At 36.3% G+C, this 20,002-nt stretch carries 23 protein-coding genes and 2 riboswitches; of the genes, 2 read left to right on the top strand and 21 right to left on the bottom strand.

Annotation, left to right across the window (positions count from 1 at the left end; translation table 11 throughout):
• The 9 genes from cobA to ACK1U5_RS11425 all read right to left on the bottom strand — a co-directional run bounded on the left by cobA (position 1) and on the right by ACK1U5_RS11425 (position 7,885).
• Complete coding sequence (gene cobA, locus ACK1U5_RS11385) at positions 1-777, bottom strand: uroporphyrinogen-III C-methyltransferase (protein WP_000521255.1); 777 nt, start codon at positions 775-777, stop codon at positions 1-3.
• Positions 778-861: 84 nt separating this feature from the next.
• Complete coding sequence (locus ACK1U5_RS11390; RefSeq protein WP_000366913.1) at positions 862-1,062, bottom strand: DUF3906 family protein; 201 nt, start codon at positions 1,060-1,062, stop codon at positions 862-864.
• Positions 1,063-1,072: 10 nt separating this feature from the next.
• Positions 1,073-2,695: a nitrite/sulfite reductase gene (locus ACK1U5_RS11395; protein ID WP_000119611.1), complete on the bottom strand. Its 1,623-nt coding sequence runs from the start codon at positions 2,693-2,695 to the stop codon at positions 1,073-1,075.
• A gap of 11 nt (positions 2,696-2,706) precedes the next feature.
• A complete protein-coding gene (cysC, locus tag ACK1U5_RS11400) occupies positions 2,707-3,300 on the bottom strand; it encodes an adenylyl-sulfate kinase (RefSeq protein ID WP_000380499.1) in 594 nt (197 codons plus the stop codon).
• Positions 3,301-3,312: 12 nt separating this feature from the next.
• On the bottom strand, positions 3,313-4,449 hold the full coding sequence (gene sat, locus ACK1U5_RS11405; protein ID WP_044584250.1) for a sulfate adenylyltransferase: 1,137 nt from the start codon (positions 4,447-4,449) through the stop codon (positions 3,313-3,315).
• Between the two features lie 39 nt (positions 4,450-4,488).
• Complete coding sequence (locus tag ACK1U5_RS11410) at positions 4,489-5,193, bottom strand: phosphoadenylyl-sulfate reductase (protein WP_000959010.1); 705 nt, start codon at positions 5,191-5,193, stop codon at positions 4,489-4,491.
• Between the two features lie 87 nt (positions 5,194-5,280).
• Positions 5,281-5,424, bottom strand: a complete 144-nt coding sequence (locus tag ACK1U5_RS11415) for a YezD family protein (RefSeq protein WP_000116158.1) — start codon at positions 5,422-5,424, stop codon at positions 5,281-5,283.
• A gap of 73 nt (positions 5,425-5,497) precedes the next feature.
• Positions 5,498-5,606: riboswitch (SAM riboswitch) on the bottom strand.
• A 115-nt stretch (positions 5,607-5,721) separates the two neighbouring features.
• Positions 5,722-7,038 (bottom strand): diaminopimelate decarboxylase, encoded by a 1,317-nt coding sequence (gene lysA, locus ACK1U5_RS11420; protein WP_000280645.1) that lies wholly within the window; start codon positions 7,036-7,038, stop codon positions 5,722-5,724.
• A 180-nt stretch (positions 7,039-7,218) separates the two neighbouring features.
• Positions 7,219-7,400, bottom strand: a riboswitch (Lysine riboswitch).
• A gap of 89 nt (positions 7,401-7,489) precedes the next feature.
• Positions 7,490-7,885 (bottom strand): DUF3888 domain-containing protein, encoded by a 396-nt coding sequence (locus ACK1U5_RS11425; protein ID WP_001228824.1) that lies wholly within the window; start codon positions 7,883-7,885, stop codon positions 7,490-7,492.
• A gap of 254 nt (positions 7,886-8,139) precedes the next feature.
• On the opposite strand from ACK1U5_RS11425, the gene ACK1U5_RS11430 reads away from it, so the two are divergent.
• Together ACK1U5_RS11430 and pssA are read left to right on the top strand one after the other, a co-directional pair.
• Positions 8,140-10,026, top strand: coding sequence for an LTA synthase family protein (locus ACK1U5_RS11430; protein WP_000939082.1), 1,887 nt, complete (start codon positions 8,140-8,142; stop codon positions 10,024-10,026).
• A gap of 188 nt (positions 10,027-10,214) precedes the next feature.
• On the top strand, positions 10,215-10,916 hold the full coding sequence (pssA, locus tag ACK1U5_RS11435; protein ID WP_000285417.1) for a CDP-diacylglycerol--serine O-phosphatidyltransferase: 702 nt from the start codon (positions 10,215-10,217) through the stop codon (positions 10,914-10,916).
• Between the two features lie 30 nt (positions 10,917-10,946).
• Here the strand turns inward: pssA and ACK1U5_RS11440 are convergent, their stop codons facing one another.
• The 12 genes from ACK1U5_RS11440 to ACK1U5_RS11495 form a co-directional block, all read right to left on the bottom strand.
• A complete protein-coding gene (locus ACK1U5_RS11440) occupies positions 10,947-11,918 on the bottom strand; it encodes an NAD(P)-dependent oxidoreductase (protein ID WP_001062829.1) in 972 nt (323 codons plus the stop codon).
• A gap of 144 nt (positions 11,919-12,062) precedes the next feature.
• Positions 12,063-12,230: a YozQ family protein gene (locus ACK1U5_RS11445; protein WP_001118880.1), complete on the bottom strand. Its 168-nt coding sequence runs from the start codon at positions 12,228-12,230 to the stop codon at positions 12,063-12,065.
• 68 nt (positions 12,231-12,298) lie between these two features.
• Entirely contained in the window at positions 12,299-13,315 is a 1,017-nt protein-coding gene (locus ACK1U5_RS11450) for a histidinol phosphate phosphatase domain-containing protein (RefSeq protein ID WP_000861846.1), read from the bottom strand.
• 12 nt (positions 13,316-13,327) lie between these two features.
• Positions 13,328-13,651, bottom strand: coding sequence for a phosphoribosyl-ATP diphosphatase (gene hisE / locus ACK1U5_RS11455; protein WP_000426357.1), 324 nt, complete (start codon positions 13,649-13,651; stop codon positions 13,328-13,330).
• Between the two features lie 10 nt (positions 13,652-13,661).
• Entirely contained in the window at positions 13,662-13,967 is a 306-nt protein-coding gene (gene hisI, locus ACK1U5_RS11460) for a phosphoribosyl-AMP cyclohydrolase (RefSeq protein ID WP_000803962.1), read from the bottom strand.
• A complete protein-coding gene (hisF, locus tag ACK1U5_RS11465) occupies positions 13,964-14,722 on the bottom strand; it encodes an imidazoleglycerol phosphate synthase cyclase subunit (RefSeq protein WP_000880110.1) in 759 nt (252 codons plus the stop codon). The genes hisI and hisF overlap by 4 nt, the downstream gene beginning before the upstream one ends.
• Positions 14,716-15,435, bottom strand: coding sequence for a 1-(5-phosphoribosyl)-5-[(5-phosphoribosylamino)methylideneamino]imidazole-4-carboxamide isomerase (gene hisA / locus ACK1U5_RS11470; protein ID WP_000402298.1), 720 nt, complete (start codon positions 15,433-15,435; stop codon positions 14,716-14,718). The genes hisF and hisA overlap by 7 nt, the downstream gene beginning before the upstream one ends.
• A complete protein-coding gene (gene hisH / locus ACK1U5_RS11475; protein WP_069604951.1) occupies positions 15,408-16,037 on the bottom strand; it encodes an imidazole glycerol phosphate synthase subunit HisH in 630 nt (209 codons plus the stop codon). Before hisH ends, hisA begins: the two co-directional genes overlap by 28 nt.
• Positions 16,038-16,622 carry an imidazoleglycerol-phosphate dehydratase HisB gene (hisB, locus tag ACK1U5_RS11480; protein WP_001249951.1) on the bottom strand — a complete coding sequence of 195 codons (585 nt, stop codon included), beginning with the start codon at positions 16,620-16,622 and terminating at the stop codon, positions 16,038-16,040.
• Entirely contained in the window at positions 16,622-17,911 is a 1,290-nt protein-coding gene (hisD, locus tag ACK1U5_RS11485; RefSeq protein ID WP_000402914.1) for a histidinol dehydrogenase, read from the bottom strand. The genes hisB and hisD overlap by 1 nt, the downstream gene beginning before the upstream one ends.
• A gap of 11 nt (positions 17,912-17,922) precedes the next feature.
• Positions 17,923-18,558, bottom strand: coding sequence for an ATP phosphoribosyltransferase (gene hisG, locus ACK1U5_RS11490; protein ID WP_001244487.1), 636 nt, complete (start codon positions 18,556-18,558; stop codon positions 17,923-17,925).
• Entirely contained in the window at positions 18,534-19,796 is a 1,263-nt protein-coding gene (locus ACK1U5_RS11495) for an ATP phosphoribosyltransferase regulatory subunit (protein WP_000170293.1), read from the bottom strand. The genes hisG and ACK1U5_RS11495 overlap by 25 nt, the downstream gene beginning before the upstream one ends.
• Between the last annotated feature and the right edge of the window lie 206 nt (positions 19,797-20,002).

Genomic DNA, 20,002 nt, shown 5'->3' on the forward strand with positions numbered 1-20,002 from the left:
TTACAACACTCCACTTACTTGATAAGCATTTTCTGTCTGCTTCTCAAACCAATGAATTTTTTCTCTAAAACGGACAACCTCTCCAATTACAATCATACTCGGATTTTGAATTTGCTCTTTTTTCGCAACATCTACAATTGTCCCTAACGTTCCAACAACTGTGCGTTGCATAGACGTCGTCCCCTGCTCAATAATAGCAGCTGGCGTACTTTTATCTTTTCCATGCTTCATAAGTTGCTCACATATGTAGGGCAAATTACTAACCCCCATATATACCGCTAAAGTCTCTACACCTTTCGCTAAACTCTCCCATTTCACTTCTTCTTCAGCACCTTCTTTCCTATGCCCAGTCACAATAGCAAAACTTGCACTTGCATCACGGTGCGTCACTGGAATGCCCGCATAAGCAGGAGCAGCTATTCCAGCTGAAATACCAGGAATGATTTCAAATGGTACACCTTGCTTTGCTAATGCTTCAGCTTCTTCTCCCCCTCTACCAAACACAAATGGATCGCCGCCCTTAAGCCTCGTTACAACTTTTCCTTTTTTCGCATACTTAATAAGAAACGTGTTAATTGTCTCTTGCTTCATCGTGTGATAATTCGGGAGTTTTCCGCAATAAATTAAATCCGCGTCAGGCTTTGCGTGTGAAAGCAGCTCTTTATTCACAAGTCGGTCGTATAAAATAACATCTGCCTTCTCAATACATTTCAACCCTTTAACAGTAATTAAATCTGGATCGCCAGGACCCGCTCCAACAATATAAACCTTTCCCATCATCTCTCCTCATTTCTTCTATTAAAATGAAACTTCCATTCGTATATAAGAATGGAAGTTTTTATTTTTTCGTATTACTGATCTCTACTCATGGATAACAAATGCCGCACCTTTTCGAATCTTCTTTTTTTCAAACAAAGAAATCTCTTTTACCTCTGGCAACGGTAAAAAATGCTTTTCAAGCTCAATCTCCGCAAGCTTAAATGCCTGTTCTTCACTTTGAGCAACAACAACAATCGGAACAATACTATTTACTAACACAGCTTCAAATCGATATAAATCCATATCGTCCCTCCTAAGACGCTATGACTTCTTCTAACACGTTATTTAACGCTATTTGTAATGTATCTACACCAACACGACCTACAAAATCATAAAATGTCTCGGCTGGTAATTTATTCTCTTTGAAATAACTTATAAATGATGCAAGTACATCAGGTAGATCCTCGCCATCTATTTTTCCTTTTAACTTTTGATTGTAGGCACCGCCATCTAATAATGTTCCACCTACGTATATTTCAAACGCTTCAACAATGCCTTTTTCCTTCGTTTTCATTTTCACACCTTGTAACCCAATGTCAGCAATTTGACGTTGACCACATGAATTCGGGCAGCCTACCATATGAATTCGAACTGGAACATCGAGTGCAATTTGTGTATCTAAGTATTCTGCAATTTTCCGTAATCTTTCTTTCGTTTCTACTAGTGCAAGATTACAATATTCAATACCGGTACATGAAACCGCATGACCAATAAATGATTTCGGGCTAGCAGATATCGCTTCAAACAGCGGTTCACTAAGTAATCCTTTTACATTTTCCGGAGGAACGTTCGGAATAATGAAGTTTTGCGAGTTACATGTACGAATTTGTCCATTTCCATATTGCTTTGCGATTCTTGCAATCTCAAACATTTCTTCTGCATGTAAACGACCTACCGGTACATTAAAACCTACATATTTTAATCCCTCTTGTTTTTGGTCTTGAACACCATAAAAATAGCCTGCATTCCATCCTTTGAGTGCACTTTCCCCTTTACTTTGTAAAGGCCCTGTATACTCTATTAGTTTCTCTTTAAATTTCTCTGCTCCCCAGTCCGCAACAAGAAATTTCAACCGAGCTAAATGACGTTTTTCACGATATCCAAAATCACGGAATATAGTAGCAATCGCAATCGCCACCGCCTTCACTTCTTCTGGTAAAACGAATACATCTAATTCATCAGCTAAATACGGACGGGCTGATAATCCTCCACCTACTTTTATATGAAAACCAACTTTTTTCTCACCATCTATTTCTTTCGTAGCAGGTGTAAATGCAACACAGTTAATCTCTGCGTTTGCTGAGTTATAAATATTAGAACTAATAGACATTTTAAATTTACGTGGTAAATTAGAAAACTCTTCATTATGCTGGAAGTAATCGTATACTTCTTTTACAATATGCGTTGTATCAAATAATTCATTTGCATCAATGCCAGCAAGCGGATTACCTGTAATATTCCGCGTTATATCACCACACGCTCCAGCTGAAGACAATCCAACTCTTGCTAATCTTTTAAAAATATCTGGAATTTGCTGAATTTCTAACCAGTGAAACTGAATCGCCTGTCTCGTCGTAATATCTATTACATCACGTCCATAATCTTCAGCGATAGAAGCAAGTACTTCTGCCTGTGCATTTGTAATAATCCCTGACGGAATATTTACCCGCATCATAAAATAACCAGCTTCTTTTGGACGTTGTAAATACAATCCTGCCCATTTAAAGGCATCCCACTCTTCTTTCGGAATAGATTCGAAACCATTTTCCGCATAGTAAGGAATATCATTAAAAATTTCTAAGCCATCTTTTTCTAATTTATTTTTCTCGGTCTGATTTAATTTTTCATTGTTAGCCCATACTTTTTCATAACTCATTGTTTATCCCCCTATATAAAACTACGCTCTTGTAAGTACTTCACGATTTGTTCTGCACATTCTTCAATAGAATATTTGTGCGTTTCTACAATTAATTCCGCTTGCTCTGGCTCTTCATAAGGCGAATCAATACCTGTGAAATCCTTAATGTCACCTTTCCTTGCCTTTTTATAAAGTCCTTTCGGATCACGTTTCTCACACTCTTCAATCGGACACTTCACAAAAATTTCAATAAATTCATCTGCCGCTAATAAATCTCGTACTTGTTTGCGGTCTACTCGAAATGGTGAAATAAATGCTGTAAGGACAACTGCTCCTTGATCTACAAATAACTTTGCCACTTCGCCAATACGTCTTATATTTTCCATGCGATCACTTTCAGAAAATCCTAAGTCTTTATTTAAACCGTGGCGAATGTTATCCCCATCCAGCACATAATTTCCAATATTCTTTTCAAACAGTTTACGAGCGACCGCATTCGCTACTGTAGATTTACCCGAAGCTGATAAACCAGTAAACCAAATTACAAAACTATGATGTCCATTCTTCACTCTTCTCTCATCTTTTGAAACCGAAGCTGTATGCCAAGTAATATTCGTATCCATCTCGTTCTCTCCCTATTCTGTTACTACTTCTTTTTTCAAGCCTTTAATTAGCACTTCCACTACTTCTTTACGACTAAATGTACTTGGCGGAATCTCACCGTTTCTTAATAATTCTCTTACTTTCGTACCCGATAAAATAACATGATCTTCTTTTCCGTGCGGACATGTTTTCGTTGAAGCCATCGCTTCACATTTCGTGCAGTAAAAACTATGTTCAAAGAATAGTGGTGTAATTCCTAACTCTTCCACTGTAAAGTTCGTAAAAATTTCTTGCGCTTCGTATGTTCCGTAATAATCTCCTACTCCAGCATGATCACGCCCTACTATAAAGTGGGTACATCCAAAATTCTTTCTTACTAACGCATGAAATATCGCTTCCCTTGGTCCTGCGTAACGCATGGCAGCAGGAAATACACTTAAAAAGACACGATTTTTCGGATAATAGTTTTGAAGGAGTACTTCATAGCTTTCCATTCTTACATCAGCAGGAATATCATCCGATTTCGTTTCTCCAACGAGCGGATTTAAAAAGAGACCATCTACAATTTCAAGAGCAGACTTTTGGATATACTCATGGGCACGATGTACCGGGTTTCTCGTTTGAAACCCGACCACTGTTTTCCACCCACGTTTTTTAAATTCTTCCCTCGTTTCAATTGGGTCTAAATGATAAGAAGGAAATTGATTATTTTCAAAGCGTTTTGTTAGAATAATAGTTCCTCCAACGTAAACGTTTGGTCGTTCATATAATTTTTCCACTCCTGGATGAGCCTCATCCGTTGTTTTATATACAAGTAACGCTTCTTTTTCTTTATCTGGTACAAAAATATCTTCTATTTGAATGACACCATATATATTTCCATTGTTGACAAGCTTTACTTCCTCTCCAACTTTCAGGCTTTCTGCGACTTTTTCTGTTACAGGTAATGTAATTGGTATACTCCACACACTACCATTTGCTAAACGAAGCGTTTCTACAACTGAATCATAATCTTCCTTCCCTAAAAAACCAGTAAGGGGGCTATATCCACCTGTCGCCAATAGTTCTAAATCACTTAACGCAATATTGTCTAACTTAATTTCTTTTTCAATTTGTGATACGTCATATGCCTCATCTATACGGTTTACTAATTCGTTTACTATGCTCATTTTTCTATATCCTCTCTTAGCTTTATTTCAAGATTCATCTTATTGGTAATGAAGACCACATTCAGTTTTCACTTTTCCAGCCCATCTACCATCTCTTGAATCGCCACCATCCCCAACAGGTAACGTACATTTCTCACACCCAATACTTGGATAACCAATATCATGCAACGGGTTATACGGCAAGCTATGTTTGTATACATATCGCCAAACTTCTTTCCACGTCCAATGAATGAGTGGACAAACTTTAATAGATTGAAAACGATGATCTTGATTTATAAACTTTGTATGCTTACGTGTTTCTGATTGTTCCCTTCTTAAGCCTGATATCCATGCTTTTTCCACGACTAATGATTTTTCTAAAGGTAAAATTTTTCTAATCTTACAACAAAGATTCGGATTGCTCTCCCACAGTTTTTCACCATGCAACTTCGCCTGTTCATCAAGTGTAAGTTCTGGCTGTTTTTCTATAATATTCAATGAAGGAAATCTTTCCCGCACTTTCCGAATTAATTCATACGTTTCTTGAAAATGAACATTTGTATCCAAAAATACGACTTTAGCATATGGATTTACTTGGTTTATAAGGTGCAGCAATACCATACCTTCCACCCCAAAGCTACATGCGTAGACAATTTCATCTTTATACTCTCCATAAGCCCACTTTAATACTGATAGCGCGCCTTTTGTTTCGTCTTCTTCCGAGAATGAAACAACATTTTCTTCCCACGTTTCATACGTCAACATGTTTTTTCCCCCTGTAAAAGCAAAAAGACGGTTTTAACCTAATGAAAATAGGTTAAAACCGCCTCTAGTTTTTCTAGTCAGCGCTTTTCACTTTAAACGTACTTTTTCACTTTTCTCTAACTGAATTACTTTTCCATCTTGCACAACAATTGTAATTGAACCATATTTCATATCAGCAAGCATCGCTTCAATCTTCTCGGATACTTCATCAAAATGTTCCCGTACACTCACGCGAACAGCCCCCCCTTTTTATTCATAAAAAAAATCTTTCCCATTTCGAAAAGACTGTTCGGTAATATATTTTACCTTATCTTTCAAAATGGATCCCATTTTGCTGGATTTAGCACCTTGCTTTCTATAAGCAGGTTGCCGAGCTTCTTCGGGCCAGTTCCCTCCGCTTCTCTTGATAAGCTTTGTATTTGTATTTTATCACAATTCTGATTTTTTTCAATCCTAGTTTTCCGATATATTTTAATTATTTTATTTTATAAAAAAGGAATTGCCCATACGAACAACTCCTTTTCCTATTTAGACAAGTTCTTTAATACGTATGCGATCGTTCCCAATAATATTTTCATATGTTTCGCGTTCCACAACTACTTGCGATGTTCCGCCTTTTGCAAAGACAACGGCTGGTCTTCGAATCCGATTGTAATTATTCGCCATCGAGTACCCGTATGCTCCTGTACAGGAAACTGCTAGTAAATCAGAAGCAACGACTTTCGGTAAATGAATATCCCAAATCAACATGTCTCCACTCTCACAGCATTTCCCGGCAATCGAAACGAGTTCCTCATTCTCATCATTCCCTCGATTCGCTAACATCGCTTCATAACGCGCGCTATATAAAGCTGGTCTTAAATTATCTGTCATTCCACCATCGACTGATACATATTTCCGAATACCAGGAATATCTTTCACAGATCCAACTGTATAAAGTGTTGTCCCAGCATCACCTACAATGCTACGGCCTGGTTCAACCCATATTTCTGGCAATGGATATTCACATACAGTAAATTGTTCTCTCACTGCACTTGTTACAGCTCGCACATATGTCTCAAGAGTTAATGGTGTATCTGACTCTGTGTAACGTATTCCAAATCCTCCGCCTACATTTAACACTTTTACTACATAGTTTGTTTGCTCTCTCACTTCTACTAAAAATTGGCGAAGAACTTCAATCGCTCGAACAAAACCAGCTGTTTCAAATATTTGCGATCCAATATGTGAATGGATCCCTAGCACATTATAATTTGATTTTTGTAAAGCAAATCCAATTGCCTGCATTGCTTGACCGTTTGAAACGCCAAATCCAAATTTCGAATCATCTTGACCTGTCGTAATATATTCATGTGTGTGCGCCTCTACTCCAGGCGTTACACGAATTAATATGTTCACAAATTTCCCATGTTGCATCGCTAAATCGTGTAAAACTTCTAATTCAAAGAAGTTATCTACGACAAAACAACCGATATTCGCCTGAAGAGCCATCACTATTTCTTCTTCTGTTTTATTATTTCCATGAAAATGAATACGTGATGCCGGAAATCCTGCTTGGAGCGCAGTATATAATTCTCCCCCAGAGACAACGTCTAATGACATATTCTCTTCACGAGCTACTCGGCACATCTCCATGCACAAGAACGCCTTGCTTGCATATGCTACTTGATAAGAGAAACCACTTTCTTTAAAAGCACGATGAAATGCTCGGCATTTTCCTCGAATAGACTCTTCATCGTATACATAAAGTGGTGTTCCGTATTGCTTTGCTAGCTGCGTCGTATCGCACCCTCCAATTTCTAAGTGTCCTTGCCCATTAATTCGGCTTGTGCCGTGTAAATACATTTAAATTCCTCCCTTATTTCCTCTAAAACTCATAACCCCAATCTTCTATTCATTGCAGCACGCTTTTAGATAGACAAAAAACGCGCGGAACAATGTTCACACGCGTTTCTTATTAGGAAAAATATATATTGAAAAAATAAACGAGTTGTTATCTCCTCAAAATAAGAAACCGCATCAACATCTCCAAATAGCTCTCCATAAAATAAATCTTATGACAGTACTACATTTATTCAATGCAGTCCCAATATATGAATAAGATGGTTATTCTTATATTTCGGCAATAGTCCCTTTCAACCTATGATCACAGATTCCATTAAATCTCCCATAGCTTACTCTTTCCTATCGCGGCCTCTACCTTTGAGAGTAGATGAGGTAAGTCTATTTAATTTTCAAACATCTAATTGTTGCTATTAACAATACCAAAGGACCATTTTATTTGTCAAACAATTTTTTATATTGTTTTTTTGCAGTTTAATTTCGTATCGTCTGGTAAGCGCTTTACTAATACCTTTGTTACTTCCCATTCGCCTTCTTCGTTATTAAATGTAATCGTTACCTTCTCAAATGGTGGAGCAATTTTCCCAGCAACACGTTCATACTTTGTCACTTCAATACTTGCTTGAAATAAATATGTACCGCTATACACTTTTTTTAAACTAATAATTTTAGGACATTGATAAGGTTTCAAACTTCCATATTGTTTTTCAATTGCTTTATTTATTTTTGGAAATAAAACAGAATAAAGTGCATCTTCCATAAGAGGTGCATCATATTGGGCTACCGACACACTCGGTGAAGTAAAAAGTATAACACTACTGCATGCTATAAAATATAATAATTTTCGCATTATAACCTCCGTATTATCACGCGATTCTTTCTGCGTACAATAATTATCATACATAGAAATTCTGTTTTATTGTCTCCCACCACTCTTTTTCTACTCGATTATTATAAAAAAGCCCACAACCTTCTTTTATTTTCGTATAATGATACTCATAGTATAATAATCATAATAACAAAGGACTGTTCGTATATATAAAATGAGTCGTTAAGCAAACTGACTCTCAAGAACTGTCATGCTTTTTAGGAGAGGAGTATATTATGCTACAACATCTGTTTCCAAAACTGCGATTTGCACTCGTTGCAGTCGTTTTACTATGGATTAAAACATATATTGTGTACAAGCTAGCATTTGATATTAAAATTGATAATTTCTTTGAAGAATTCATGCTTTTTATCAATCCACTAGCTGCGTTACTTTTATTTTTCGGCTTAGCTTTACTTGCATCTAAGCACCGAAACCGAATTATAATTGGAATCAGTTTTATACTGTCATTTATTTTATTTGGAAACGCAATGTTTTATGGGTTCTATAACGATTTCGTTACTTTCCCGGTTTTATTCCAAACAAACAATATGGCTGATTTAGGGACAAGTATAAAAGAACTCTTTACGTACAAAACATTACTTTTATTTGCAGATGCAATTATTTTAATGTTTATTTCGCGTAAATTCCCATCATTTGGCGACAAAACACCACTTTCCCGCTCAGAGAAGCGAACTTTCTTTAGCGGTGTAACAGCTTTATTAGCACTACAAATTGTTGTATCAGTTATTTATAAACCACAAATGTTCTCACGCTCATTTGACCGTCAAACTGTCGTGAAGAATTTAGGTTTATACACATATCATCTATTTGATATTACGCTTCAATCCAAGTCCTCAGCTGAGCGTGTATTTGCAAGTGGGGATGGGTTTTCTGAAATTAAAAACTATACAGACTCAAAAGACAAACAAGTTGATAAAAACTTATTTGGAGCTGCAAAAGGTAAAAATGTAATTTTAATTTCAATGGAATCTACACAAAGCTTTGTTATTAATAAAAAAATAAATGGAAAAGAAATTACACCATTTTTAAATGAATTTATTAAGGATAGTTTCTATTTCGATAACTTCTATCATCAAACTGGACAAGGTAAAACTTCTGATGCTGAATTTATCGTTGAAAACTCACTTTATCCGCTAGATCGTGGTTCTGTATTCTTTACTCATGCAACAAATGAATACACAGCGACACCAGAACAATTAAAGAAATACGGATATTCTTCTGCCGTCTTCCATTCAAATGATAAAACGTTTTGGAATCGGGATGTAATGTATCCTGCGCTTGGATATGATCGTTACTTTAATTTAAATGATTACGCAGGAACGGAGCAAATGTCTGTCGGTTGGGGATTAAAAGATAAAGAGTTCTTTGAACAATCTATTCCAAAGTTAAAATCTTTACCGCAACCGTTCTATACAAAATTTATTACATTAACAAATCATTTTCCATTTCTTCTAAATCCGGAAGATCAATATGTTGATGAATTCAACTCGGAAAGTGGTGTTGTAAACCGCTACTTCCCAACTGTTCGTTACACAGATGAAGCTCTTAAATTATTTATTAAACAATTAAAAGAAGAAGGATTATATGATAATTCCGTTATTGTCATCTATGGTGATCATTACGGTATTTCCGAAAACCATAACGCAGCTATGGCACAGTTCCTAGGAAAAGATACTATTACACCATTCGATTCTATGCAATTACAACGAGTCCCTCTTATTATTCATGTGCCTGGCCAAGAAGGAAAAGTTGTTTCTAAAGTATCCGGTCAAATTGATATTAAGCCAACGCTCCTTCATTTACTTGGTATTAAAACAAATAAATCCGTTGAATTTGGAACTGACTTATTTATTAAAGAGAAAGACCCGCTTATGGTAATGCGTGATGGTAGCTTTGTTTCTGAAGAGTATGTTTATACAAAAAATATGTGCTACAAAAGAAGTACGGGTGAAGAAGCTGACATGACGCTATGTCAGCCGTATATTGAAAAAGCAAAAACAGAATTAAAACTCTCCGATAAATTAATTTATGGAGATTTATTACGCTTCGATCCTAATAATCGATATAAAACTGGAACGATGACAACGAAATTTGAATAGTAAAGGAAGCAACTTTATACAAGTTGCTTCCTCTTTTTATTTTCACTTAATTTTCAAACCATCCTTCTATGAAATCTTTCACAAATTGGTAATTTCTTTCGTATGAGGAATAAATTTATGGTATGATAAAATAAGTAAACTTTCATACACTAATTAAGAATTTATTACAGAAAGCAAGGGATCAGATTTTGTATAGAGCAGCTATTCCAAACTTATTTACGCTCGGAAATTTATATAGCGGATTTTTATCAATCGGCTATGCATCTTTAGGATATTATAAATCAGCTGCTATTTTAGTACTTATCGGGATGATGTTAGATAGTCTTGATGGTCGTGTTGCTCGTTTATTACGTGTTGATTCACAAATGGGAAAAGAGCTCGACTCGCTTGCAGATGTCGTAACATTTGGTGCAGCACCAGCTGTTTTAATGTATTACACATCTTTCTCAAACTACGGAATCATCGGATTATACATAGCGGGATTATTCCCTCTTTTCGGAGCATATCGTTTAGCACGATTTAATGTAACACCATCTTCTACTTCAATGAAATATTTCACTGGAGTACCGATTACAGCAGCGGGAGGGCTTGTTGCTTTCTTAACATTATTTTCACATACCATTCCAAAAATCGTTCTTATTACCGTATTTGTAACGTTCGCATTTTTAATGGTGAGCCGCATTCGTATCCCAAGTTTAAAAGATGTACCAATTCCACGATATAGCATCATTATTACACTATTTTTAGTTGGAATCATTATTACAATGTATCAAACAGGATTTGGAAATTTTTCTGTTTTCTTATTTATTGCCATTCCACTATATATTTTGTACATGTTATCTCAATTCATTAGACAAAGACCGTCTAAAAAAGCGAATAAAGAAAAATAAGAAAACCTTCCGAGTCCGGAAGGTTTCTTTTTATTTTGTAACTAATACCTTTTGATTTACAGGTGTTACTGGCTCTTCGCCGTTTAATACAGCTAAAATATTTCTGACAGCCATTTCAGCCATCGCATCACGAGTTTCAAATGTTGCATTCCCTACGTGTGGAGCAAGTACTACATTCTTTAATTCTTTTAACTCTTCTGTAATTTTCGGTTCAAATTCAAACACGTCAAGAGCTGCTCCTTCAATTTCATTCGTTTTTAATGCATGAGCAAGTGCTGCTTCATTCATAATTGGTCCACGTGAAGCATTTACAATATACGCTGTTTTCTTCATCATTTTAAACTGCTCTTCATCAATCATATGATGTAAATTTGGATTATAAGCACAGTTAATTGTAATAAAGTCTGCTGTTTGTAATAATTCTTCCAACATCACATACGTTGCCCCCAGCTCACTTTCAGCTTCAAGCTTACGATTTGGCCCTGTATATAAAACATCCATTCCAAATGCTTTCGCACGTTTTGCAACAGCCTTCCCGATTTCTCCAAGACCTATAATTCCGATTGTCTTACCATGAACTTCTCGTCCTAAGAAAAATAACGGTGCCCATCCGTTAAATCCAGTCGTACGACATAACGTATCCCCTTCAGGAATTCTACGCGCCGCTGCTAAAAGAAGTGCAAATGTTAATTCTGCAGTCGCTTCCGTTGATACTTTCGGTGTATTCGTAACTGCAATTCCTTTTTCGCCCGCATACTTGTAATCAATATTGTCGTAACCAGCACCATAGTTTGCAACAATCTTTAAATGAGGCGCTGCATCAATAACTTCTTTTGGCACCTTTGTCGAAAGTAAACTTAACAATGCATCTTTATCTTTTACACGCTCTGTTAATTCATCTATAGAAATTAACTCCTCTTTATCGTACATTTCTACATCATGATCTTTTAATAGTTCTAATCCAATTTCCGGAATTTTTCCCGCTACTAATATTTTTGCCACTACTAACACCTCTTCTATAGAAAATAAGATATCTCTTATATTTCATTGTAAGAAATCCACATATAAAAACCAAGGAATTTGATTATAGTTTTAAAAATCGACACTTTTCCATGAAAAAAGAGGAGATGCAACTCTCCCCTTTTCTTACGCTTTTTCCTGCGATTCTTTTCCAAGCTTCACATCAATCGTTCCTTCTGCAACCGTATCGCTAATTTGCTCCTCAATAACCGATTGAGATTCAGCATTCGTTTCAGAAGTATAAGCTTGTTGCTGTGCACCTTGTACATTTTGTTTATTTTGTTGTTTCGCCATTTCTTACCCTCCTTTTCATTCTTTCTTATTTTGAACAAAAAGGACGGTTTTCATCAAAAAATTGCGTTTCATTTTGAATTTGTTACTTCTTCTTCAAGCGACCTCATTACTCTTGCTCGCTTCGTAAATGTTGCAACCTGAGTAACACCGTGAGCTAGTAATGTTTGTACATTTTCTTGTACATAATTCCCTAAATCATTTGGATAATGGGCATCCGAAGAAATCGTAATTGGAACACCATACTTAGCTAATACTTGTAAATATAGTGGACTTGGGCACATTTCACGAACAGGATAACGATAGTATAATCCTGCATTTATTTCTGTTGCCGTATTCGTTTCTACTAACGCACAGGCAATTTCCTCATAATAAGAAAGCTGTTCATTCTCATCCAATCGATAATTAAATACCTTTATATTATCAAGATGAGCGATAATATCAAATAACTCGGTACGAATCGCACTCTCAACTGTTTTAAAAAACATATCATATAATGCGCGTAGGTCATGCTTCTCAAAATATTCTTTCGTATCTGGATTATCAAATCCCCAGCCATTTAAAAAATGAACGGAACCAATTATATAATCAAAGTCTCCTAGCGCTAATAATTCTTTTAACTCTCCTTCACAACCAATAAAATAATCCGCTTCAATTCCAAGTTTAAGTGTGACACCTCTTTTACTCCATCGTTCTTTCGCCTCTTCAATGACCTTTGTAAAATCATACAGTGAAACTACCCTTACTTGATCTAACCATTCCTTCTGTATACGACCGAGCTTAGAATCACTAATATCTACATATTTTTCATAATATCCTTTCGCTTCATGAAAACGATATAAATGATCAACAATCCCAACTTCTGTTATACCTTTTCGCACAGCTTCTTCTAAATAGAGGTCCATCCATTCTGTTGTAAATGGCCCTTCCTTCACACGCTTTTGCAAACGCTCTTGTGTTTTCATAAGCCAATCAATAGAATGCCTTTCTTGAAGCGGTTCATAACGTTCCAGCGCTTCATTTATTTTAGCAAGCCATCCTATTGAATACGGTCCTTCTTCTAAGTGAAGATGATAATCTACTTTCATATACATTCCCCCTTATAATGTATCTATTTCCCTTCTATCCCCAACTCTCGAAAGCTTTCCATTTCGTTCTTTCACCTCCCGCATGACATCTTCCAATGTAATATTTTTTTCAGCTAATAAAACGAAACAGTGATAAAATACATCAACCATTTCTTTCACTACTTCTTCTTTATCATTATTTTTACATGCGATAATTACTTCAGCACACTCTTCACCAATTTTCTTTAAAATTTTATCTTCTCCTTTTGAAAATAAATAATTTGTATACGATTCAGGAAGTGGGCTTTCCTTTCGTTCTTCAATTGTTTTATACAGCAACTTAAAGGCATTTTCCATATGTATCCCCCTATATAATTTGATAGTGAAAACATGTCTTCTCTCCCGTATGACAAGCAGATCCTACTTGTTTCACATTCACAACAATTGAATCTTGATCACAATCTAAATATAAAGATTGCACATATTGAAGATTCCCTGATGTTTCCCCCTTATTCCATAACGACTGCCTAGAACGAGAATAAAACCATGTTCTTTTCGTCTCTAACGTTTTTTCATATGCTTCTTCATTCATATAAGCTAGCATTAAAACTTCTTTCGTACCTTCTTCGATGACAATTGCTGGTATTAATCCTTTTGAAAAATTAGGTTTCATAACCGCACCTCAACATTTGCATCTCTTAATTTTCGCTTTACACTCTGCACTGTCGCCTCACCATAATGAAAGATGGATGCCGCTAACGCTGCATCAACTGTTGTCTTTTGAAAAACTTCTATAATGTGATCCGTATGACCACAGCCCCCTGATGCGATGACTGGAATGGAAACACTTTTTGAAATTTCTTCTGTTAAACGAAGGTCATATCCGCTTTTCGTTCCATCTGCATCCATACTCGTTAACAAAATTTCACCTGCCCCAAGTTTAACAACACGCTTCGCCCATTCTATGGCATCCATTCCTGTGTCAACTCTTCCGCCGTTGACGTATACGTTCCATTTACCTTCTGCTACTTTTCTAGCATCAATTGCCACGACAATACATTGTGATCCAAAGTGTTCTGTCCCTTCTTCTATAAGCTTCGGGTTTCGCACTGCCGCTGAGTTTATTGAAACTTTGTCTGCTCCAGCTCTTAGTAAATTGTACATATCTTTCACACTTGAAATCCCCCCGCCAACCGTAAGAGGAATAAATACTTTAGCTGCTGTTTTTTCTACAACATCTATAATCGTTTTTCTTCCTTCATGAGTCGCTGTAATATCTAAAAATACGATTTCATCTGCCCCTGCCTCGTTATATGCTTCAGCTATTTCAACCGGATCACCGACATCTTGTAATCCTATAAAATTTACACCCTTTACGACTCGCCCTTCTTTCACATCTAGACATGGAATGATTCGTTTCGCTAACATAACTTCGTTACCTGTAACACTTCTTCTAAATCAATCGTTTTCTCGTAAAGCGCCTTTCCAATTATGACACCATATATATTCATATCATTTAACTTTTTCACATCTTGAATAGATGCCACTCCTCCAGAGGCGATGAGACGAATGCCCACACTTTTTTGAAGTATCGCTAATTGTTCAAAATTTGGACCTGCAAGCGTCCCGTCTTTCGAAATGTCTGTAAACACAATCGTTTGAACACCTAAACTTTCCATTTGTTTCGCTAAACTAACGTAAGAAATTTCAGACAGATCAAGCCAACCTCTCGTTGCTACGAAACCATTTTTCGCATCAATTCCAACAATGATTTTCTCTTTATATAGACGAACTGCTTCCTCTAAAAATGACTTATCATAAAGAGCTGCTGTTCCTAAAATCACTTTTTCTACACCTGCTGACAATAACTTCTCCACCGTTACAAGTGAACGAATTCCTCCTCCCACTTGTACAGGAATACGTACCGCCTTGCAGATTTTTTCAATGACGGGCAAATTTAACGACTCGCCAGCAATTGCACCGTCTAAATCAACAATGTGTAGTATTTCCGCTCCAAGCTTTTCAAATATGATCGCCTGCGCTACCGGATCTTCATTCATCACCGTTTCTTTACTAAACTCTCCTTGATAAAGTCTAACGCATCGCCCTTCTTTTAAATCGATAGCTGGGAAGATTTCCATGCTTCTACCACTCCTTGAAAATTTTTTAATATTTGCATGCCAATTTCGCCACTTTTTTCTGGATGAAACTGTGCACCAAATACATTTCCTTTCGCGACAAACCCTGGTATTTGCATTCCATAATCACTTACTCCGCATACAATTTCATCTGGACAATCCGCGTAATATGAGTGAACATAATACACGAAAGAACCATCCACTAATCCATTCCAAAGCGGAAATTCTCTTTCCTTCCTTAATTCATTCCATCCCATATGAGGAATTTTATACGAAACTTTTAACTTCCGAATTTCACCTGGTAGTAAACCTAACCCGCTACAATCTTTTAGTTCCTCACTTCGTTCAAATAAAAGTTGCATGCCCAAACATATACCGAGGAGTGGTTTTCCTATGTCACAAACTTCTTTTAGTACACACACTAAATCTCTTTCTTTTAATACTTCCATCGCTTTCGGAAATGCACCTACTCCCGGTAGAATCACGCCATCGCTTCTCAATATCTCTTCTTTATCACTCGTTACAATGTACTCTCCGCCAGTATATTTTAATGCTTGCTCTACACTGCGAATATTCCCCATTCCATAATCTATAATGGCAATCAATTACAACATCCCTTTCGTTGAATTTACACCAGTAATGTTGGCATTTTTTTCGACCGCTTCTCTAAGCGCTCTACCAAAAGCTTTAAATAATGCTTCAATTTTGTGATGTGTATTACTTCCGTATAGAACGCGCGCATGTAATGTAATATTGGCAGCATGTGCAACTGCTCTAAAAAATTCTTCCGTCAATTCTGTATCAAAATCCCCGAGCTTCGGATTTGTTAATTCCCCTTGAAATACACAATATGAGCGTCCACTTATATCAATTGCAACAAATCCTAAAGATTCATCCATCGGTACATACGCGGAACCGTAACGATTAATTCCTTCTTTATTTTGCAATGCTTCTTTCAAGCAATTTCCGAGTACAATTCCAACATCTTCAACGGTGTGATGTGCATCGACAAATACATCACCTTCTGCCTCAACTTGCAATCCAAATCTTCCATGTCTAGCAAATAAAGTCAGCATATGATCGAAAAAACCAACCCCCGTTTGAATAGATACACTCGTACTTTCATCAAGCTGCAAACTTAATTTAATTTTTGTTTCTGTCGTCTCACGTGCTTGACTGGACTGACGCATTATTTTTCCTCCTCAAACCTTATTTGGATTGCTCTCGCATGTGCATGTAACCCTTCTTTATTTGCAAGCTCTACAATATGATGCTGTACATTTTTTAATGCTTCCTCTGTATAAGAAATAAAACTTGATTTTTTCACGAAATCATCGACTGATAACGGAGAAAAAAATCTTGCCGTTCCGCTCGTTGGTAATACATGATTCGGTCCCGCCAAATAATCCCCGAGCGGTTCAGGTGCATATGGCCCAAGGAAAATAGAGCCTGCATGTTTCACATAATCTAGAGCATTCATCGGTTCTTTTATATGTAACTCTAAATGTTCTGGAGCAATTTCATTTGATAACTTTAGTGCCTCCTCTAAAGAAGCAACGATAAAGATGGCTCCATTTCTATTTATTGATTCACGTGCAATTTCACTTCTTGGTAACGTTTCTAACTGTCTTTCTACCTCTTTTTCTACTTCTTTAGCTAGTTCCATATTCGTTGTAATACAAATCGCCGTTGCTCTCTCATCATGCTCTGCTTGCGATAATAAATCCGCTGCGATATATTTTGCATTACCTGTTTCATCCGCGACAACTACAATTTCTGATGGACCAGCAATCATATCGATATTTACTATCCCGTATACTTCTCGTTTCGCTAGAGCGACGTACAAATTTCCCGGTCCAACTATTTTATCCACTTTCGGAATCGATTCCGTCCCGTATGCTAAAGCAGCAATTGCTTGTGCGCCACCTATCGTATAAATTTCATCTACTCCCGCAAGATTTGCAGCAGCTACTATATGAGGATCAATTCCCCCTTTCCTCGGCGGTGTTACCATTACAATTTTTTTCACACCTGCAAGTTTCGCCGGCAATACATTCATTAATACTGAAGAAGGATATGAAGCTGTCCCACCTGGTACATATACACCTACATTTTCTAATGGCCGAATAAGCTGCCCTCTAATTATGCCTTTACTTTCACAATCGAAGATTGAATACTTCTTTTGTTTTTCGTGATACGAAACAATGTTTTTCTTCGCCTCTTTTAAAGCTTCTAAAAATGAATTCTCTACAAACATACTCGCTTGCTGTATTTCTTCTTCACTTACACGAAAATCTTTCATCTCTACACCATCAAACTTTTTTGTATAGAAAGATAAAGCCTCATCATTTCCTTCCCTTACATGTCTAATGATTTCTCTTACACTTCTTTGAACAGTTTCTTCTATTATATTAGCGTTTTCTCTTAGCACTTTTATTTTAGATAATGCCTCCTTAAAGTCTTCATAAATGATTTCCATTTTAAATCCTCCTATTTCCCTGATAAGATTTCTTGCTCCATCATATTTATAATGCTGAATATTTCGTCTTTTTTAGTTTTTAAGGCTGCCTTATTTACAATCATCCGAGCCGATATAAAGTACATTTCCTCAAATACAATGAGTCCATTCTCTTGTAATGTTTTTCCTGTTTCAACAATATCTACAATCGCATCTGCCAATCCAAGAAGAGGAGCGATTTCTACAGAACCTTCTATTTTAATAATTTCTACATCCTCTCCCTTATCATGAAAATAAGTAGAAGTAATATGTGGGTATTTCGTAGCGATTCTTTTCTTCCGGTAACTCTTCGGATTATACGTAGGAATAGAAGCAACACAAAACTTACAAATCCCCACTCCTAAATCCAGCATTTCATAAATATCTTTCTCGTTTTCCATTAAAATATCTTTTCCAACGATGCCAATATCAGCTACCCCATGTTCTACATAAGTAGCAACATCAACCGCTTTTACTAAAATAAATGAAATATTTGTATTTTTACTTTGAAATACAAGCTTCCGACCTTTATTTTTGAGCTCGGAACAATCAATTCCAATCTGCTCAAAAAGTGGAATGACATGTTTTTCTAATCTTCCTTTCGTTAACGCAATTTGAATGTTACGCATGAAGCCTCTCCTTCTTTCTGGACTACCCATTTCTCATTCCATACATATTCCACTAAATATTCATTCTTTGCCTCAACAACCGTTCCTATTTTATTTTTTCTTGCAAATTGAAAGGTATCGCTTAAATTAGAGAATAGAGATAACCAAGCATTCTTCCCATCCTTTCGAAGTAAATTTCGTAACCTTTCTGCTTCCGCTAATCTATTTAACTCATAATGAATCACAATATCAATTTGATTTCGTTCATATGGTTCTTGCTGCTCTTGCAGCGCCTTCACAATTTGATTTACTTGTACCGCGAGTCCAACAGCTGGCAGCATTTCTCCAAAATTGCCAATTAGCTCATCGTATCTTCCGCCACTAACGATTTCTTCTCCAATTTCATATATATATCCTTTGAAAATAACACCCGTATAGTAATCTAAGTGTTGAATCATGCCCAAATCAATTGATATGTAAGAACCATATCCTAACGTTTCAATTGTTTCATACATTTCTTTTATTCTTGCAATTGCCATTTTCATTTCATTACTTGAAGCAAGCTTTTCTGCTTCCTCAATAACTTCTAAATTTCCAAATAGCCTTGGCAATTTCTCAAGTAACCTTACTGTCTCATCGCATCGATTTAATTTCTTTTCTCCGATAAAATTTGAGAGGGCTGCATAATTTTTACTTTCTATATACGTTCTAAGTACCCTTTCTTCTTCATCATGGATGGAGAGTTTTTTTACAATACATTTATATAACTGTACTTGCCCAATCTCAATTGTAAAAGATTGCACCTTCAACTTTTGAAGTGCTTGAATGACACTTATTACACATTCAATTTCAGCTCTTACATTATCAATCCCGATAACTTCAATACCACTTTGTACGATTTCATTATATTTTCCAGAATGGGATTCATTCGCTCGAAATACATTCCCGCTATACGTCACTTTAAGTGGCGTATCCCATCTCTGTGTTCCAATAACTCTCGCTAAAGGAATTGTCATATCTGGACGTAAAACGATAATCCTTCCCTTTTCATCAAAAAATTTATACATCTTCTCTTCATCTATCGGTCTATTTTGAAATGCAAAAACATCATAAAATTCAATTGTAGGTGTTCTTATTTCCTCATAACCTCTCTCTAAAAAAGTAAGCCTTAATTTCTGTTCTACTTCTTCAATTAACGTACATTCTTCGAATAAATAATCTCTCGTTCCATTCGGGTTTGCTCGTTTCCATTTTGTCATCTAAATTTTCACACCTTTCCCCTTCTAATGTATGCCTATTTCATTCCCCTAAGCCGAAAATAAAAAGAGCCTTGTAGACAAAATACCTACAAGGCTCTTCAGTAGAGTGTAGGTACAACGGGAATAACCCTTGTACCTACACGTTTTCACGCTAGGTTCAAGGGTTTCATGTATGATGATGTAGTTGTGTAAGCATTGTAATAGAT

Source organism: Bacillus sp. XB1, assembly GCF_053557995.1.

What these genes read in the sequence shown, in the direction of transcription:
- cobA (WP_000521255.1), bottom strand. Translation starts at nt 777, where the DNA reads ATGGGAAAGGTTTATATTGTTGGAGCGGGTCCTGGCGATCCAGATTTA.
- ACK1U5_RS11390 (WP_000366913.1), bottom strand. Translation starts at nt 1,062, where the DNA reads ATGGATTTATATCGATTTGAAGCTGTGTTAGTAAATAGTATTGTTCCG.
- ACK1U5_RS11395 (WP_000119611.1), bottom strand. Translation starts at nt 2,695, where the DNA reads ATGAGTTATGAAAAAGTATGGGCTAACAATGAAAAATTAAATCAGACC.
- cysC (WP_000380499.1), bottom strand. Translation starts at nt 3,300, where the DNA reads ATGGATACGAATATTACTTGGCATACAGCTTCGGTTTCAAAAGATGAG.
- sat (WP_044584250.1), bottom strand. Translation starts at nt 4,449, where the DNA reads ATGAGCATAGTAAACGAATTAGTAAACCGTATAGATGAGGCATATGAC.
- ACK1U5_RS11410 (WP_000959010.1), bottom strand. Translation starts at nt 5,193, where the DNA reads ATGTTGACGTATGAAACGTGGGAAGAAAATGTTGTTTCATTCTCGGAA.
- lysA (WP_000280645.1), bottom strand. Translation starts at nt 7,038, where the DNA reads ATGTATTTACACGGCACAAGCCGAATTAATGGGCAAGGACACTTAGAA.
- ACK1U5_RS11425 (WP_001228824.1), bottom strand. Translation starts at nt 7,885, where the DNA reads ATGCGAAAATTATTATATTTTATAGCATGCAGTAGTGTTATACTTTTT.
- ACK1U5_RS11430 (WP_000939082.1), top strand. Translation starts at nt 8,140, where the DNA reads ATGCTACAACATCTGTTTCCAAAACTGCGATTTGCACTCGTTGCAGTC.
- ACK1U5_RS11445 (WP_001118880.1), bottom strand. Translation starts at nt 12,230, where the DNA reads ATGGCGAAACAACAAAATAAACAAAATGTACAAGGTGCACAGCAACAA.
- ACK1U5_RS11450 (WP_000861846.1), bottom strand. Translation starts at nt 13,315, where the DNA reads ATGAAAGTAGATTATCATCTTCACTTAGAAGAAGGACCGTATTCAATA.
- hisE (WP_000426357.1), bottom strand. Translation starts at nt 13,651, where the DNA reads ATGGAAAATGCCTTTAAGTTGCTGTATAAAACAATTGAAGAACGAAAG.
- hisI (WP_000803962.1), bottom strand. Translation starts at nt 13,967, where the DNA reads ATGAAACCTAATTTTTCAAAAGGATTAATACCAGCAATTGTCATCGAA.
- hisF (WP_000880110.1), bottom strand. Translation starts at nt 14,722, where the DNA reads ATGTTAGCGAAACGAATCATTCCATGTCTAGATGTGAAAGAAGGGCGA.
- hisA (WP_000402298.1), bottom strand. Translation starts at nt 15,435, where the DNA reads ATGGAAATCTTCCCAGCTATCGATTTAAAAGAAGGGCGATGCGTTAGA.
- hisB (WP_001249951.1), bottom strand. Translation starts at nt 16,622, where the DNA reads ATGCGTCAGTCCAGTCAAGCACGTGAGACGACAGAAACAAAAATTAAA.
- hisD (WP_000402914.1), bottom strand. Translation starts at nt 17,911, where the DNA reads ATGGAAATCATTTATGAAGACTTTAAGGAGGCATTATCTAAAATAAAA.
- hisG (WP_001244487.1), bottom strand. Translation starts at nt 18,558, where the DNA reads ATGCGTAACATTCAAATTGCGTTAACGAAAGGAAGATTAGAAAAACAT.
- ACK1U5_RS11495 (WP_000170293.1), bottom strand. Translation starts at nt 19,796, where the DNA reads ATGACAAAATGGAAACGAGCAAACCCGAATGGAACGAGAGATTATTTA.